This is a genomic window from Paenibacillus sp. FSL H7-0942 (assembly GCF_045040715.1).
GTDB lineage: Bacteria > Bacillota > Bacilli > Paenibacillales > Paenibacillaceae > Paenibacillus > Paenibacillus amylolyticus.
Genome location: NZ_CP150279.1, coordinates 3545140 through 3562364 on the forward strand (window position 1 = coordinate 3545140; position 17225 = coordinate 3562364).

The following is a 17225-nucleotide window of genomic DNA, read 5'->3' on the forward strand; positions in this document are numbered from 1 at the left end:
TATTTTAGTAGAACAAGTTCTTGTCTCACCTGCCGGGATTAGCTGTTGGAACGAGCCAGGCACACTTCCTTAAAATCTTATAAGAAATTCTTGATATTTCAGAAATTTATCCGATAGGCGGGTGCTATTATACAAATACAAACAAAGACGAGGTGATGAAATGCAAGCAAAATTGGCAGCGGACGCCATTCCCATCTCCAAAAAGCGAAAGACATGGATAAGGACGATACAAAAGCACAAAGTGATGTATGCTCTCTTATTACCAGCTTTAATTTACTTTGCGGTATTCAAATACATTCCTATGGCGGGAATTATGATTGCTTTTAAAAACTACAACCTGGCTTTGGGACTATGGGATAGCCCATGGGTGGGATTCAAAAATTTTACGGATTTTATGAACGGCGTTTATTTCTGGGACATCATGAAAAATACGATCGTCATATCGCTGTATAAGCTATTGTTTGGTTTCTCCGCGCCCATCGTGCTTGCTTTACTCCTCAATGAAGTGTATAGCCAATGGTTTAAGAAAATCGTACAGACGATCACTTATTTGCCTCATTTTCTATCATGGGTCATTGTGTATGGAATTATGGTAGCCTTACTAGCCCCAGGCGATGGTCTCTTTAACATGATTTTGAAAGATTTTGGTGTTGAACCCATCTCGTTTCTAACGGAACCTGCCTGGGGTAGAATGCTGATCATCTTATCTGAAGTATGGAAGGATATTGGATGGGGGGCGATTTTGTACCTTGCCGCCTTGGCAGGAATCGATCCAAGCTTATATGAAGCGGCTCGAATGGATGGTGCATCCAAATGGAGACAGCTCTGGCATATCACGTTACCTGGTATTCGAGGAGTCATTATTCTGATGCTGATTCTTAAATTAAGCCATATCCTGGATGCGGGTTTTGACCAAATATTCATGTTTGCCAACACCTTTAACCAGGAGAAGATCGATATTATCGACACATGGGTATACCGGGAAGGGTTGGAGCGTCTTAAGATTGGCTTGGCTACTGCTGTAGGATTGTTTAAAGCTGTCATCGGATTTGCTTTAGTGTTGGCAGCAAACAAGCTCGCCAAAAAATTCGATGGGCAAATCTGGTGAGGTGGTCTTTAGAATGATCCATATGACAATCGGTGAAAAAGTCTGGCAAACCGTCGTTTATGTAATTCTTATTTTGTTATCCCTACTGTGCGTGCTGCCCTTTCTATATGTGGTTGCTGTCTCCGTAACGCCAGAATCGGAAGTATTAAGAAGAGGGATTGTGATTATACCAGAATCCTTTACCTTTCTGGCCTATAAAGAAGTATTCATCTCGCATGGGATCTGGCAGGCGTATAAAATTACGTTATTTCGAACGATTGTAGGCACTGCGTTAAACGTGTTTTTTACGGTAATCGCGGCCTACCCGTTATCCAAAAAATATTTGCCCGGAAGAAGTCCATTTTTACTCTTCATTGTGTTTACCATGATGTTCAGTGGGGGTTTAATTCCGACATATTTACTAATCCGCTCTCTGGGATTGTTAAACAGTCCTTGGGTATTGATTATTCCAAATCTCATTAGTGCATTTAATCTGGTGATTATTAAAGGTTTTTTTGAGCAATTACCTGGTGAAATCGAGGAATCAGCGAGGGTAGACGGTGCCAGTGAACTTCAGACGTTATGGCGGATCATTTTACCCCTGTCCTTACCCGTCCTGTCCACCATTTCCTTATTTTACGCAGTCGGGCATTGGAACAGTTATTTTGATGCTATTGTATATATCAATGATTCCAACTACATGCCACTTCAAGTGATTTTGCGCAACATCCTGCTTAACGTCGCAACTCAAAGCGCTGATTCGCTCGCCAATTCCGGGGCTGTCAGTACGTTCGCTGTGCAGATGGCTACAGTAGTTGTAACTACAGTCCCGATATTGATCGTTTATCCATTTTTGCAAAAGCATTTTACCAAAGGTGTACTCCTGGGATCCGTTAAAGGATAAAAGGTGTTCCAACCTAACTTATTACGGGGAAACCGTGATAATATACAAGCAAAGGAGAGGTCAATATGCAGCGTAAAAAGATTTCATTTGCTATTCTGTCGGCAATCTTAGGACTTGGAACGCTTTTGTCAGGATGTGGGGGAAATGAAGAAGTTACATCGACAACTTCGAGTAATTCGCAAGGCCAGTCTGGCCAGTTTGCAACCAAAATGAAAATCTCAATGTTTAACCAAGGCACTTTTAATGCTGCTGCTCCGGTACCTCCACGTGATGAAGATATTCAACGCCAAATGTTGGAAGAAGAGATGAACATCGACTTGGAGATGATGATTCCTCAAGCGGGTCAAGCAACAACCAAACTGAATACACTCATTGCAGGCGGGGATATTCCAGACCTGATCTTCTTGAAAAGTCGTGCTGACCTTGCGCAATATTACGACCAAGGAGTTCTTGCGGATTTAACACCGTATATGGACCAATTCCCTGAACTACAGAAACGGTTTGGCACCGACTCATGGGAGGCAATGTCCTATCAAGGAAAAACCATTGGAGTTCCAGGCTATGATAATGTAAACGGTATCAGTCGAAGCTTCTTCATCCGAAACGATTGGCTGAAAAAGCTGAATATGGAGGTACCAACGACACCTGATGAGTTGTTTGAAGTTATGAAAGCCTTTACAGAGAAAGATCCGGACGGGAATGGCAAAAACGATACGTACGGATTCATCGGTGGTATGAATAAAGAAGGTAATCTGCAAACCTATGGCTTTGATAGCTTGATGTGGATGTTTGGCGTCAATCCTCCTTCAGCCGTTGAGATAAAAGATAATGAACCGGTATTTCTGTTTATCGATCCCAAAATGAAAGAGGCGCTTGCTTACATTAATAAAATGATGGCAGCCAAGGTGGTTGACCCGGACTGGGTGACGATGAATTCGCCTGATCTGTTGGACCAAAAGATGTTTAAGGGTAGAGTTGGCTTCATGATCAGAGATGCTCGCAGACTGGAGCCGGACTATCAGCAGAAAATGAAAGAAATTAGTGGCGAGGTGCCGGAATGGATCGTTATTCCTCCGATGAAAGGTCCTTACGGGGATCAAATTGTAGAGAGAAAATCGTTCCAGGGCAATTCATGGGCCATATCCGCAAAAGCGGACGAGGATAAAATCATTCGGATCTTGTCCATGCTGAATTATCTCTTTACGGATGAAGAAGCTTATCCAAACTTTGCATACGGAATCAAAGGCATCCATTGGGATGTTGTAGACGGCAAGATCAAAAATAAAACCTCCGAATTATCAAAGGAAATGAAAGAGAAGTACCTGTGGGTCGATCATTATAGAATGCCGCGCCGTGGTGATGATGCGGAGTACTTCAGCTTCCAGAATCCGAAGACAGCGGAAGCTTTCAAGGACAATCAGCAATATGTGGGGCCAACGCTGCCCGGAAATTTATTGACCCCTGACCCTAGCGATACCTTGGATGCTGACCGCACACGTTTCATTAATGAAAGCTTGGTTAAATTTATGACGGGCAAAGAGCCTCTTTCCAACTGGGACAATTTCCTCCAGACGCTGGATACCAAGTTTGACATGCAGAAATATAAGGAAACAGCAATCCAGCAATTTAAAGAAGCCGGCCTTATCAAGTAAAAATAAACGAAGAGAGAGTGGCTATTCGTAGCCCCTCTCTTTATTAGCATATGCTATTCTTAGTTTAAAACGGGACTAAAAGGAAGATGATGGATGCGAAGAAGAATCAGCTTGCCTTTAAAATTATTTTTTATCGTGTTTGCCTTTGTATTAGGCTGCATCATCTTGATAAGCCAATTGTCTTATCGCTATGTCCAAAAGGAAATAAGAACCAATGACATTTTTTACACCAATCAAATATTAGACAAGGTTGACCAGTATTTTACCGTTAATTTTTCCTCCTTCCAGACGATTCTCTTCTCAGTTGAAACATCAGTGAAAGCCAACATTAACAATACCGAAGTGATTAAAAAGCAATTAAGAGAGCTGTATGAACTCAACAGTATTTATGTCAGTAATATTTATTTGATCAAAAGTGATTTATCCATTCTGGGTGGAAGTACACCTACTCGAATATTCGATGAACCTTTATCTGAAAGAGCACCTTTATTTGATGCGGCTGACAAAAATAGAAGGACTACCTTTGTTAGTGAACCTTACAAATCGAAGTATTCTGGCTGGACCGTTACGATGGTTCGATATCTGAACGGTGCTCCGTTTCCTATGGCCATTGCGGTTGATTTGGATCTAAATGCCATTGAAGAAACCTTGTTCAAGATTAATAAACAGGAACAAATGAATCTGGCTCTGATCACTGCGTCAGGTAAGATCATTGCCGGATTTTCTGAAAATAAAGGACCTCTGAATATTCAAGATCATTCTTTTTCGATCGGAGAGACGTCAGCGGAAGAAATTCTGGATACGACAGAAACAAACCTTCAACTGTTTACCAACGATGGTATTCCGGTCTCCCTTTTGAAAAAACCAACGGAGAAATTCAACTGGACCATCATCTCGATCAACGATGAATCACGCTTAAAAGCAGCGTTGTCCAGATTGGAAACCTATTACCTCGAGTTGCTCGCTGCAGGTCTTCTTTTAAGTTTGTTCATTTCTTTTTTGGTTGCCAAATATATAAGAAAACCACTTTATACGCTCAAAACAAAAATGAAGCAGGTAGAGCAAGGCATCCTCACAACAACAATAACCATTAATCGAAACGATGAGTTTGGAGATCTTTCACGAGCATTCGATCGTATGTTACAGCAAATTGTGGAACTGATTCGCCGGGCCGAGCTTCATAATGAACTTGAGCGGAAGCTGGAAATCCAGGTGTTACAGTCTCAAATAAACCCACATTTTCTGTATAACACACTTGGTTCGATCAGCAATGTGATACGTCTCGGACAAATAGAGAAAGTAGATGTGGTGATCGGATCGCTCATTTCATTATTGGAGTACGGGATAGACGATGCTTCTGAGAAGGTTTCCCTACGCCAGGAATTACGCAATGTAGCGGACTATATCGAGATCCAGAACATTCGGTATAACCGAAACTTCCACTTGATTGAAGATATTGAAGCAGGACTGATGGATTTTCTGGTTTTCCGAATGCTGTTACAGCCCCTTGTGGAGAATAGTATCTTCCATGGTTATAACGGAGGGGGAATTGAGGGGCCAATTACGATTCATGCGTACAGGGAGGACGGCATCGTCATCATCGAAGTTATTGATCAAGGTGAGGGAATTCCAGCTGATAAAATAAAGCATATTTTAATCTCAGAACCGAGTGAAGAGGAAGTAAAAAGGAAACGAATCGGGCTGAACAATATTCATGGGCGAATAAGACTCCACTATGGAGATCAATTCGGGCTGGATATCATTAGCATACCTAAGGAAATAACCCGTATACGCGCTGTATTCCCGGCAGAATTGCCAAAAGGAGATGCATAATGGGGAGAGACTATACCTGCTTCATTGTTGACGATGAAGACCTGATCATTCAACGATTGGAATTGTTTTTTAATGAGCTCTCTCATAGGGATCGACGATTTGTTCTGGTGGGAAAAGCGAATAATGGGCTGAATGGGATCGAGGAGATCATAAAACTTAAACCGGATATCGTCATATCCGATATTGTAATGCCGCGTATGGATGGCATCTCCATGATTGAGCAGCTCAAGGCGGAGCTCCCCCATACCCAATACATACTTTTGACCGCCTATTCATCCTTCGAATACGCTCAGCGAGCGATTCAAGCCAACGTATTGGAGTACATTGTAAAGGTTCCGCTGAGGGAAGCCGATTTGAATCGAGCGTTGGATAAGGCAGCCGGAATTTTAAATGAGTTCGAGAAAAAAGAAGCGGAATTTCACTCATTAAACGTATCCGTGCTTGAAAATAAATACAGAGTCCGCAAGCAATTTTTTAACGAATTGATCCGAGGTGAAATTCCTTCTCATCGGGCATCGGATTTTGCCAATCGCATGCAGTTTCATTTCTTTCAATCCAACTATTGCTGCTTCATCGTTGAGATGAATACGTATGAAAGTTTCCGAAACGAATACGCGGCCTCAGATCAAAACATCTTGAAGTATGCGATAACAAATATCATCGAAGAAACAGTGATGAATGGTAGTAGTGGGGTAGCTGCGGATCTGTCCGATAATCGTTTTATTGGCTTTTTATCCTGGGAAAATAACCGCAGTGATATGGAAACGGAATATGCTTGCCTATCCTTGGGAGGGCAGATCATCTCTCATTTGCATCAATATTTGAATAAAAGGGTGTCTGTCGCTTTTGGAAGTCCACACCGAGGCTGGGAATCGATCAAACAGGCGTACACGGAAGCTAAAAATGTGAGTGAAGACTTCTATTATCATACCGAAAAAGTCGTAAAAACACCGATGCATCGGTTCCAATATCATAATGACAAAAAAGCAGATTTTCAGCAGAAGCTGGCTGATTTTCTTATACGGCTGAAACGAAAGATTTCCAAGGAAGAGCTGGACAATGCACTTGCCGATCTGTCGCAATTTATTACGGACCATAAAATCCACAAGTCCATCATGGCGCCAATGATTAGAGATTTGTACAGAGACATTACCGTGAAATTTAAATCAGGGAATAAGATGGCCACGGAAGTTCCAGACTTCCCCATGGAATTTATGGCATTTCAGGAGCAGCTCGCCTATATTGGCGACTTCACATTTGAATACGTACACGCGGGCCAACTATTACATCGTGCTGAAATTATGAGTGCTATGCATTATATAGAGACAAACCTGAAACAACGTTTAACGTTGGAGGCAATTGCCGAGGAAGTGAATTTAGCACCATCGTATTTTAGTAGCTTATTCAAAAAAACAATGAATGAAGGCGTGATCAGCTACATTAACCGTAAAAAAATCCATCTCGCCCTCGAGTTGTTAAACGTTCGAGATTATTCATTATTGGAATTGTGCGAGGAAGTAGGCATCGTCAATGAAGGGTACTTTTGCAAACTTTTTAAAGAATATACGGGGGATACACCTAAGCAATATCGGATAAAAATGACACGGTAGGAATTCAAATAAGGATACAAAAAAATGTATGATTTTTTCGCAAAATCCTGTAAAAAAAAAGGGGTCAAAACCATTACCATGATAGGAGCATCTAATCATGGAGGTTATCAAAATGGAGCTTATGAAATCAGATGTAACCGTCATAGGTGGAGGAATTGCCGGGATATGTGCTGCCATTGCTGCCGCACGCCAAGGACTCCTGGTTTCACTTATCAATGATCGGCCGGTTCTGGGTGGAAATGCGAGCAGCGAGGTCAGAGTTCATATCAATGGGTCTGCATATCTCGGAAACAGTCCATCCTATTATGCTCGCGAGGGCGGGTTGGTGGAAGAACTCAAACTGAAGATCTTTCATTACAACCCGTTATACAACAAAAAACTTATGCTTTCACTTTCGGATACGGTGTTATTGGACATGGTTTATGATGAGCCCAACATTTCTCTATTCCTGAATACATGTGTGCATGAAACAGGCATGGAGAACGGCAGAATTCAATGGGTGGAGGGCCTTCAACTAGCTTCCGAAAGAAAATTTCGTTTTGAAAGCTCAACCTACATCGATTGCTCCGGGGATGGAATTGTTGGATACCAAGCAGGTGCTCACTTCCGATGGGGAAGAGAGGCGAAGCATGAATACCAGGAGGAGCTCGCTCCAGAAGTGGCGGATCATTACACCATGGGCGATACGATTCTGTTTCAAGCCCGTGACGTAAACTATGCCGTTCCTTACAAAAGGCCAGGCTTTGCGTATGATATTACGAAGCTGGAGTTTTTTGATAGTATCAGAAAAGGATTAAACCATCGGTCTTTTCCAAGGAAAATCAACGGGCTTGGCGGATTGTGGTGGCTGGAATACGGCGGACATATGGATATTATCAAGAATAATGAAGACATCGCCTTGGAACTGCGGAAATTGGTGTACGGGATCTGGGATTATATCAAAAATAGCGGTGAGTTTGATGATGTAGACAATCTCATCCTGGATTATGTATGCCCGATTCCGGGAAAGCGAGAGTCGAGACGGTTTATAGGTAAACACATGCTGTCTCAGAACGATCTTACAACAAAGACTCATTTCGAAGATGCGGTATCCGTCGGAGGCTGGTATATGGATCTGCATGCAAATAAAGGCATCTACGATGAAGGGCCGGCTACAGCATGGAATTTTGTGCCGGGATTGTATAATATCCCGTTTCGCAGCTTATTTTCACGCAATATTCCTAATCTCATGTTCGCTGGCCGTAATATAAGCGCTACACATGTGGCTTTTGGATCTACAAGGGTGATGGCAACCTGTGGTTGTATGGGGCAGGCGGTAGGAACGGCTGCTGCGTTATGCGTAAAATATGATACAGACCCCGCGGCCATCGTCAAAGCCCATATGGGTGAGCTTCAGGCGCAGCTGCTTCGAGACGGGCAAACAATTGTAGGGCTTCAAGAGCCGTTAGATCCTTATTTCGCAGACGGATTAACGATTCGTGCCTCGTCTCAGCGAAGCTATGAACAACTTCATACAACCGAAGAGATCTCCTTGGAGAACGCGTTATGTTTGGTCTTGCCGATTCAGACACCCGTGGTTGAAAGCGTGCAGATCAAAATCAAAAATAGATCCGAGCATTCGGAAACGTTGCAAGTGAAGCTGTTTGGTGGGGATCGAAAGGAAAACTATATTCCCACCAGCGAGCTGAAGGGCTACAACTTGGTGATTTCAGCGGGTCACGATGACTGGATTACACTGGACCTCAACTGCAAGAAGCCAGAAAACGACAAAATCTACATCGTATTGGAAGGTACAGCGAGCCTTGCCGTGTATGGCAATGAAGAGAAAATGACTGGAGCGGTGAGCTTCCTTTATAGACCGGAAGAGCCATCCAGGCTGAAGAAACTTAATAAGAGCATTTGCTTCAAGGATCTGCTACCATCCCAGGATATGTATAATCCCGCGAATGTCGTCAACGGCTTCTCCAGACCTTATGGTCTGCCGAACAGCTGGATTTCGGAACGTACGGAAGGACAGGAATGGTTGGAATTTGGTTTTGCAAGCCCCAAGAATCTGGATGAAATCCATCTTGTTTTCAATTCGCAGCTGAATTTGGAGCATTTCGATGATCCAATCGAGTCGTTGATCCAAGATTATGATGTGACTTTAACTTTAGAAGACGGAACCGAGAGTGTAACTAAAGTCCGTGGGAATTATCTTTCGTTGAACAAACATCAGGTGTTTGCACAAGGTGTAACCCACATCCGGTTTGATTTCTGTGCAACGTATGGTTCGCCTTATTATGAAGTGTTTGCTGTAAAACTTTATGCTCCTAATAACGCTAAGTGAGGGCGGGTGAAGTCGTGATGAAGGAATTTTTCCCACGAAGAGGGCTACCTAATGTCATTCAGAAGTTGGAAAATGGTGAAACCGTGACCATCGTTTATTTCGGCGGTAGTAATACACGTTCGAAAGGATATAGGGTCATGACGGCGGATTGGCTGCGAGGGCAATATCCCCATGCCGATATCCACGCTGTGAACGCAGGCATTGATGGGACAGGATCGGACCTCGGCTGCGCCCGTTTAGAGACAGATGTGCTTCGTCATCAGCCTGATCTCGTATTTGTTGAATTCGTTGGCAACGATGGCGGAGTGCCCGAATCCAAGGCGCGGATCGAAGGCATTGTCCGACAGATTCGCAAGCGCAGCCGGTTTATCGATATCCTGTTTGTATATACGATCAAGGAGCGGGATTTGACCTCATTTCAATCCGGCGAATACCAGAAGGGCGCTCTTATGCAAGAGGAAGTCGCCGACTATTACGGCATTCCTTCGATTCATCTGGGCGTAGCGGTCAGTCAATTGGTTTCGGATGGAAAGCTTATTTTTACTTCAAGGGCAGACGTATCCATCCCCGGAGCAGTTATTTTCACGCATGATTCGATCCATCCAACGATCCCCAAAGGACATCAGATTTACACCGATACAATCACCCGGTCGTTTGAGAAAATCAGAGAACTTCGAGATCACGTGGGAAAAGTCGAACATCACTTGCCGCAGGACCCCTTGGTCCCGGCCAATCCTTGGGAGTATGCAACCATGTTGCCACTGGATCGTCTTACTCATTTTTCCGCAGGGTGGTCTTACATGACCTCTGATGATTTTCCTTTAGTGCGTGAGTATGATTGGTTGTTCCCCGGATTATGGCGAGCAGTTGATGCCGGAGAGGCGATCACAGTGGAGTTTGAAGGAACCCACATCGGCTTATTTGATATCGGGGGGCCGGATTCTGGCCGATTGAAGGTGTCGGTGGATGGAGGAGAACCCTTCCTTATTGATCGATTCACGCTCTACAACGATCATAATAGAAATCAATATATTTTCTTGCCGGAGCTACCAAATGGGAAACATACAGTTCTCTTCGAGATCGATCACGAGAAAACTGACAAAGCGGCCGTGTTTGAGGCAAGTGGCAATGAACGAGGTATGGAACATGTTCGGCAACATCCAGCTTGGTATGATCAAACCGTCATTCAGCTTGGAAAGTTGTTATTGGTGCAGCCGCCTTTATAATTGATAAGTCCTCTTGCAACACTTGGAAGACCTATATTCTATCTGACTGCTACTGAGCAATCAATTAGGATGTAGGTTTCTTTTTTTACTTAAAATCGTATAAGAAATTCTTAAAATGAAAGAAATATCACCGTAATCTAACATGCTAAGATAAAAACGACAGAGCGGGATTAGGCAGAAGGGAAGGTTAAGTGCTTTTTTACGATCATTAGAGCAAAAGGTAACTCATTTTTGGAAGCGTTATCATTATGAGGAGAGGCTGTGAATTGTATGGTCAAAAGGAAGCTGTTTTTCTTCATCGTTTTCATGTTGACGGTCGTAGTTCCTTCCAGCCTGATCGGAATAAGGACCGCTTATGCGGAGACCTTACCTTATCAGACGATTATCATCGATGACGGGAGTATCAAGATCAATGATGTTGTGACACCTGATGCGGGTAACAAGAACAATGGATATGCGGCTCCGAATTGGACTACAAGCACAGGGGTGAAGGGGTATGATCTTTCCAGCACCAAATATACGAGTACAGCAGGCAGAACGATAACATGGAATCCACGCTTGGAAGCAGGAACGGCGAAAATATCGTTCTATAAGCTAGATTGGGCGGATAAGGCTGATAGCAATGTAAAAATCGAAATTGTTCATAATGGAACAACGGATGTAGTCTTTATGGATCTAAGACCCTCATCTGGCGCTCCAGCAGGGTGGGTTGATTTGGGAGAGTACTATTTTTCTGGAGTTGGTGAAGAATTCGTTCAATTGACCCGTTCTACCGGCACCACAAACACGATCCTTACACGCGCGGATGCGGTCAAGTTCGAAGGGAATATAACGCAGAAAGAGCCACATAAGACAATCATCATTGATGATGGAAGCCTCACAATTGATCATGTCGTTACGGTTGATTCCGGCAACGCTAATAACGGATTCTCTGCTCCATATTGGAGCACAAGCGCGGGAGTGAAGGGATACAATAATTCCAGTTCCAAATTTACAGACGCTGTAGGTAGAAGCATCACCTGGAATCCACGCTTGGAAGCAGGGACGGCGAGAATATCGTTCTATAAGCTGGATTGGGCGGATAAAGCAGATAGTAATGTGAAAATTGAGATTGTTCATAACGGGATTACGGATGTTAAGTTTATGGATCTAAGACCTTCGTCAGGTCCATCGGTTGGATGGGTAGATCTGGGGGAGTATGAGTTTAGTGGTAATGATAGCGAATTTGTCAGGCTGACTCGAACACAGCCTTCTACGGGTACAATTATTACGCGGGCTGATGCAGTCAAGTTCGAGGGGAATATCCGTCAACAGGCACCACCGTTGCCCCCGCTGCGGAGCCGCACATTAACAAATCTCAGTTACACAGAGAAAGGCAGCATCGAAAATGATAACTATAAGGCGACCTTCTATGAAGCGGCATGGGATGAAGGTAAATCCATCGTGCGTGACATGTTCTACAAAAACACAGAGACAGGGAACTGGGTTCCAATCAATAATGAATCGGAAAGACTTGAGGAACAATGGGTTTTATTGGACGGGAATGCGGGGAGCCGAACCAATTACTATGATACGATGAACAAACGCTGGATTACATTCGACGGGGTCCATTTTCCCGACAGCCACACGGCGGTATTGACCGATTCTACGCATGGCAGTGATTACGATTTTGAAGTGAACTGGTCCATGGCAGGGGATAAACCAGATGTTTCTTTTGCCTTTACGCCTCGCCGCGATGGCAATTATGTGATTGGATATCAGTCCTTCACAACAGAGGCAGTCTCGGGCATCAATGAAGTGTTAAATGGATTCCGGTCACATGCCAAAATGGTAGGTACAGTGGAATCAACAAGTTTAAGAGAGCTGAGCGCTCCGATGAGCCTGGTTGAGAAAAAAGATGGTTCGGGAAATCCATTAACGTATGGCGTATTTGTACCTTCGGCAGAGCTTCCGGTTGAATTTGAACCGACGGGAGGTGTGACGAAACAACGGCTTGGCATGAGCCTGGTCAACAACGAAGGCAGTGTGCAACCAATCCTGTATGCGCCTCAATTAGGGACTTATTCGCAAATGACCGCAGAAAGCACGTATCAATTTCATATGGGGCTAATCGCTCAAAAAAGCAATCTATATGAGTCCTACGTGGATATTCTTCGCAATGAGTACGATTATTCGGCATACCGGGAAAATGTGTCAGATCAGTCGCTTACTGACGCGATGTTTAATATGATTGATCTCCTTAAAATTGAGCCGCAAGGGGACGACTCTGTGAATTATGTCCCATCACCCAGCGGGTGGTGGAGCCGTGCCAAGGGTTTTATAGATATCGAAAACGAGGATAGCGTCCGAACAAGCTCAAATGCAGTTCTTTTGGGAGCTTATTATTTAACTGGGGATGACCAGCTATACGATACGAGAGCACTGCCGTCCGTCCAGTATGGCCTATCGCGAAATGGTATTGGTTGGTCGCCAACGCAGAAGAAAGTATACGGTGTGCCTTCCTTATGGAAAATGGCTACTCTGCCATTTGATGTTTCAAGCGTAGCGGCTGTTAATCAGATGATGGGCACTACAGCTGGTATTGGGGCGCTGGCACAGGAAGAATACCTCGTACGTGACCCGGATCAGAAAGACCGCGGGCCTGTCATTCAGCCCCTGATGATGTATCGGATGACGGGAGATGCACAGTATTTGCAAGCTGCGAAGGATGCAGCCGACAGTTATATCGCGCAACATATTGATACGCCTGCATCAGTCGATGTGAGTAAAAATGAGTTCATTTATTATTATAGCAAGCTGTGGATGGAGATCTTGGAGCTATATGAGGAAACTCAGGATCCCAAATACTTGGATGCCGCCTATAAAGAAGCCAAACGCTATGCGACCATGTTTGTTGCTCGTCCAGTTCCTGAAGGTAACGTTACAATTCCTCAGCCGGAGACATATAATTACGCCGAGTCGTTCCATTGGCCGGAAAGTGGTAAATTTCAATATCCGAGACTCAAGCTTCCCGAAGATATTGCCGGAGGTGTTCAAGCGGAGCGTTGGCTTATTTCACCGAGCGGATTGACGTTTGAAGCAGGAAGTACAACCGGCTATTATCGGATGAATGCTCAGGAAGCTCCGTTCATGCTGAGATTGTCGCTCTATACAGGGGATGAACTGCTGCAGGATATTGCTCATAATGCGGTTATTGGACGATATTCCAGTTATCCAGGTTATTATTATAAGGGTTTCGCCGTTAGTCAACTTGAACCAGACTTTCCTCTGGAAGGCCCCAGCGGGGCTACATCCATCTATTATCACCATATCCCGGGGCAGCTCGGGCAAACGATGGATTATTTGATCAGCGAACAATCATTGAAATCAAACGGCAGTATTACGTTTCCTTCCGTTTTTGAAACGAATTTTTTATGGTTTAAATATCACCTCTATGGGAATAAACCAGGTCAATTTTATGGTAACTCCGACGTTTGGCTATGGATGCCCAAGGGGATTATTAAGACCAACCATCCTCAATTGAATTGGATAACGGGTGAGAGCGGGGATAAATTTTACATCGGGCTAAGCAACGCATCGTCAGAAGAAGTTCAGACTCCAATTGAATTAAACGAACATATCATTGGATTCAATCCGGCGCAGGATTATACCGTAACGATCATCCGCGACAATGGCACACCAGAGCAAACGGTAATGAGTGGTGGAATCATTCAAGCCACGGTTTCAGGTAAGGGCATCACCGCGATCATTGTAGAAGGACTTAACATTAATGTGCCGCTACATCAGGTCAGAACGGCAGATACATCGGATGCAAGTTATTTCTTTGATACCCACAGTCCAATTGATGCGGTTAAAGGCATGCTCATCGTTAAGCCCGACGAAACGGTTTATGATGCTTATGTGCAGGCCAAAACGACAAAACCAGCGACAATCCATTATTCCTTGGATGGCGGGGCCACGTACACGACCATCCCAGATACGATCTATCCGATGGAATGGTCGATACGAGTGAATGATTTATCCCAAACTTTCACGTATTACGTGGAATCGGAGGGGAAACAGACCCGTAAGCGGACACTCTATCTGCCGGATCAGGTATCGGAAACTCCAGTTCAACCCGATGGGCAGGTTAGCTCAACCATCATCGTGGATAATACGGAGGCGGAGACAGAAGGCGTCTGGATAAGGGATACGACGGCTAACGATTATTATTATGATAACTATGTGTATGCCAAATCTACGACCGGCACAGCGACAAGTAAAATGAGATGGCGGCCTGAGCTTCCAGAAAGTGTCACTTACAGTGTGTATTATAAGATTCCGCAAATCACGGCTGCGAGTGAAAATTGGGCAACAAATGTCTCATTTACCGTTTATCATAGCGGCGGCTCCGATACGGTGACAGTTGATGAGACAACAGCGAATGGTACTTGGGTGCACCTGGGGGATTATCCTTTTGCTGCAGGCGATAGCGGGTACGTGGAACTAACCAATAAGGCCAATAAGTCCAGAGTCGTTGCCGATGCAATCATGTGGGTGGACCCAAACAGGGTACCGCAATTGGAGTCTGCTGTGATCCTGTCCGATCGGAAGGAACTGCAGATGACTCAAACCGCACAACTGAGCGTAACCGGTTATTTGGATAACGGTTTGGTCGGTGATCTTACACAGGCCGATGTGCAGTATTTCGTTGATCGTACGGATCTGGCCGAAGTGAATAGCAGTGGGGTGTTGACCCTTCTTAATCTTGATGGAGACACGGATCACATTGAGGTATGGGCTACGGTTACGATTGACGGAGTGACCTTAACCACACCACCTTTGAACATCACGATCAGGGACCTAACGGTTATCGTGGACAGTACAAATACAACAGGGTTATACACGACAGAAGGTTCGTGGAGCCAAAGCAATTTAGCTGGATACAAAATTGGGGTTAAATCCCGCTATTCAACAGTTCAAGGCTCATCAGCAACGTGGAAAGGCGAGTTTCCAGAAGGTAAATATACGGTCTCGATCTATAAACTCGTCCATACGACAGCAAACGATAACAATGTCAAAGTGGAAGTGAAACATAAAGCGGGTACCGAGGTCACCTATATCGATGCAACGGTCGGCTCATCGGGTTGGGTTAATCTGGGGACGTTCGACTTTACGGGCGACGGTAGCGAGTATGTTCGATTAACCAGGGTTACGCCTACAACGGTAGACCCGCCAACGCTTCCTGCGGATATGATCTATACGAGGGTTGACGCAGTTATGTTCGAACGGCATTCAAATGATTCGGAGCCGCTTGCCAATGAAGCGCCAGTTGAACCGACACTTTCTGAATCAGAGCAGTGAATTATGAATGGAAGTGGAACAACGGTAAGTGATGTTATACAAATTATTGTAAAATAACGCTAAGAGCCGAGTGGATCAAAACGATCCATTTGGCTCTTTTTGTCTAAGTGCAAGAAAGTGTGTTTACAAGGGAAGGCAGTCGGCCACCTTCCTCTTACCACCCATTAATCACTTAAGTTTGCCAAATCCAACTTTTTTGGATTCTTGTAAAAAAATTGCCGCGTTCAGATTATGTTTCGTCACACTCAAAACGTTTCTCTAGACCCACACAAATCTTCAATGGTACCATCATACACGTGCTTGAATTGAAGATTGCAGGAGGATATCATGTGGATCAACTTAAATACGATAATCTAAAGCTGGGGGAGCGCGGAGCTATCATCAGCATTATCGCCTACATATGTTTGACCGTATTAAAACTGATCGTTGGCAATATGGCCGGATCAGAAGCGCTCAAGGCGGATGGATTAAACAATGCCACCGATATTGTGGCCTCAATAGCTGTACTGATCGGTTTGAAGCTTGCCCAACGACCAGCCGACACAGATCATACATATGGTCACTGGAGAGCAGAGACCGTTGCGTCACTTGTTGCTTCTTTCATTATGATGGCAGTAGGTTTACAAGTACTGTTTCAAGCCATTGGTTCTGTGTTTCAGGGTAAACATGAATCTCCGGATATCATCGCTGGGTACACAGGCATTTTCTGCGCAGTTATCATGTATCTGGTCTATCGCTATAACAAGAGACTTGCTACTCGTATTAAAAGTCAGGCAGTCATGGCTGCAGCTCGAGATAATATCTCCGATGCCTGGGTGAGCACCGGTACGGTCATTGGGATCGTGGGTTCCCAGTTCGGCCTCCCATGGCTGGACCCTGTAACGGCTGTCATCGTAGGTTTCCTGATCTGCAAGACCGCTTGGGACATTTTCAAGGAAGCCACACATCATCTGACGGATGGTTTTGATGTTGAACTGATTCAGGAGTACAAAAAAACGATTGCCGGAATTGACAGCGTAGAGACAGTTAAAGACGTGAGAGCGCGGAACTATGGCAATAACGTTGTAGTAGACGTTGTCATAACAGTTGATGCTGAGCTGGATCTTCAACAAGCACACGATATCTGTACAGACGTGGAGAACGAGTTAATGGAGGAACATGACGTATACACCGTTCACGTTCATGTGGAACCTGATACGTTGGAAGAGTGCATTTAAACTCAGGATTATAAAAGAGCGACT

General features: G+C 44.4%; 9 protein-coding genes. All 9 read left to right on the top strand.

The genetic code is table 11. The features are described 5' to 3' along the window. Positions 1-160 precede the first annotated feature (160 nt). Positions 161-1108: a sugar ABC transporter permease gene (locus MHI48_RS15805; protein WP_036671347.1), complete on the top strand. Its 948-nt coding sequence runs from the start codon at positions 161-163 to the stop codon at positions 1106-1108. Between the two features lie 13 nt (positions 1109-1121). Then, a complete protein-coding gene (locus MHI48_RS15810; RefSeq protein WP_076210617.1) occupies positions 1122-1991 on the top strand; it encodes a carbohydrate ABC transporter permease in 870 nt (289 codons plus the stop codon). A gap of 65 nt (positions 1992-2056) precedes the next feature. Beyond that, positions 2057-3643, top strand: a complete 1587-nt coding sequence (locus tag MHI48_RS15815; protein ID WP_036671349.1) for an extracellular solute-binding protein — start codon at positions 2057-2059, stop codon at positions 3641-3643. A 93-nt stretch (positions 3644-3736) separates the two neighbouring features. Beyond that, the gene (locus MHI48_RS15820) at positions 3737-5476 is read left to right on the top strand and encodes a histidine kinase (protein ID WP_076327535.1); all 1740 of its coding nucleotides are present in this window, start codon (positions 3737-3739) and stop codon (positions 5474-5476) included. Beyond that, positions 5476-7086, top strand: a complete 1611-nt coding sequence (locus MHI48_RS15825) for a response regulator (RefSeq protein WP_340030396.1) — start codon at positions 5476-5478, stop codon at positions 7084-7086. Before MHI48_RS15820 ends, MHI48_RS15825 begins: the two co-directional genes overlap by 1 nt. Positions 7087-7183: 97 nt before the next feature. Continuing rightward, on the top strand, positions 7184-9415 hold the full coding sequence (locus MHI48_RS15830; protein ID WP_340030397.1) for an FAD-dependent oxidoreductase: 2232 nt from the start codon (positions 7184-7186) through the stop codon (positions 9413-9415). Positions 9416-9432: 17 nt separating this feature from the next. After that, on the top strand, positions 9433-10641 hold the full coding sequence (locus MHI48_RS15835; protein WP_076317810.1) for an SGNH/GDSL hydrolase family protein: 1209 nt from the start codon (positions 9433-9435) through the stop codon (positions 10639-10641). A 270-nt stretch (positions 10642-10911) separates the two neighbouring features. Beyond that, positions 10912-15984 carry a hypothetical protein gene (locus tag MHI48_RS15840; RefSeq protein ID WP_405141018.1) on the top strand — a complete coding sequence of 1691 codons (5073 nt, stop codon included), beginning with the start codon at positions 10912-10914 and terminating at the stop codon, positions 15982-15984. A 329-nt stretch (positions 15985-16313) separates the two neighbouring features. Further along, complete coding sequence (locus MHI48_RS15845) at positions 16314-17201, top strand: cation diffusion facilitator family transporter (RefSeq protein WP_076327531.1); 888 nt, start codon at positions 16314-16316, stop codon at positions 17199-17201. Positions 17202-17225: the final 24 nt, after the last annotated feature.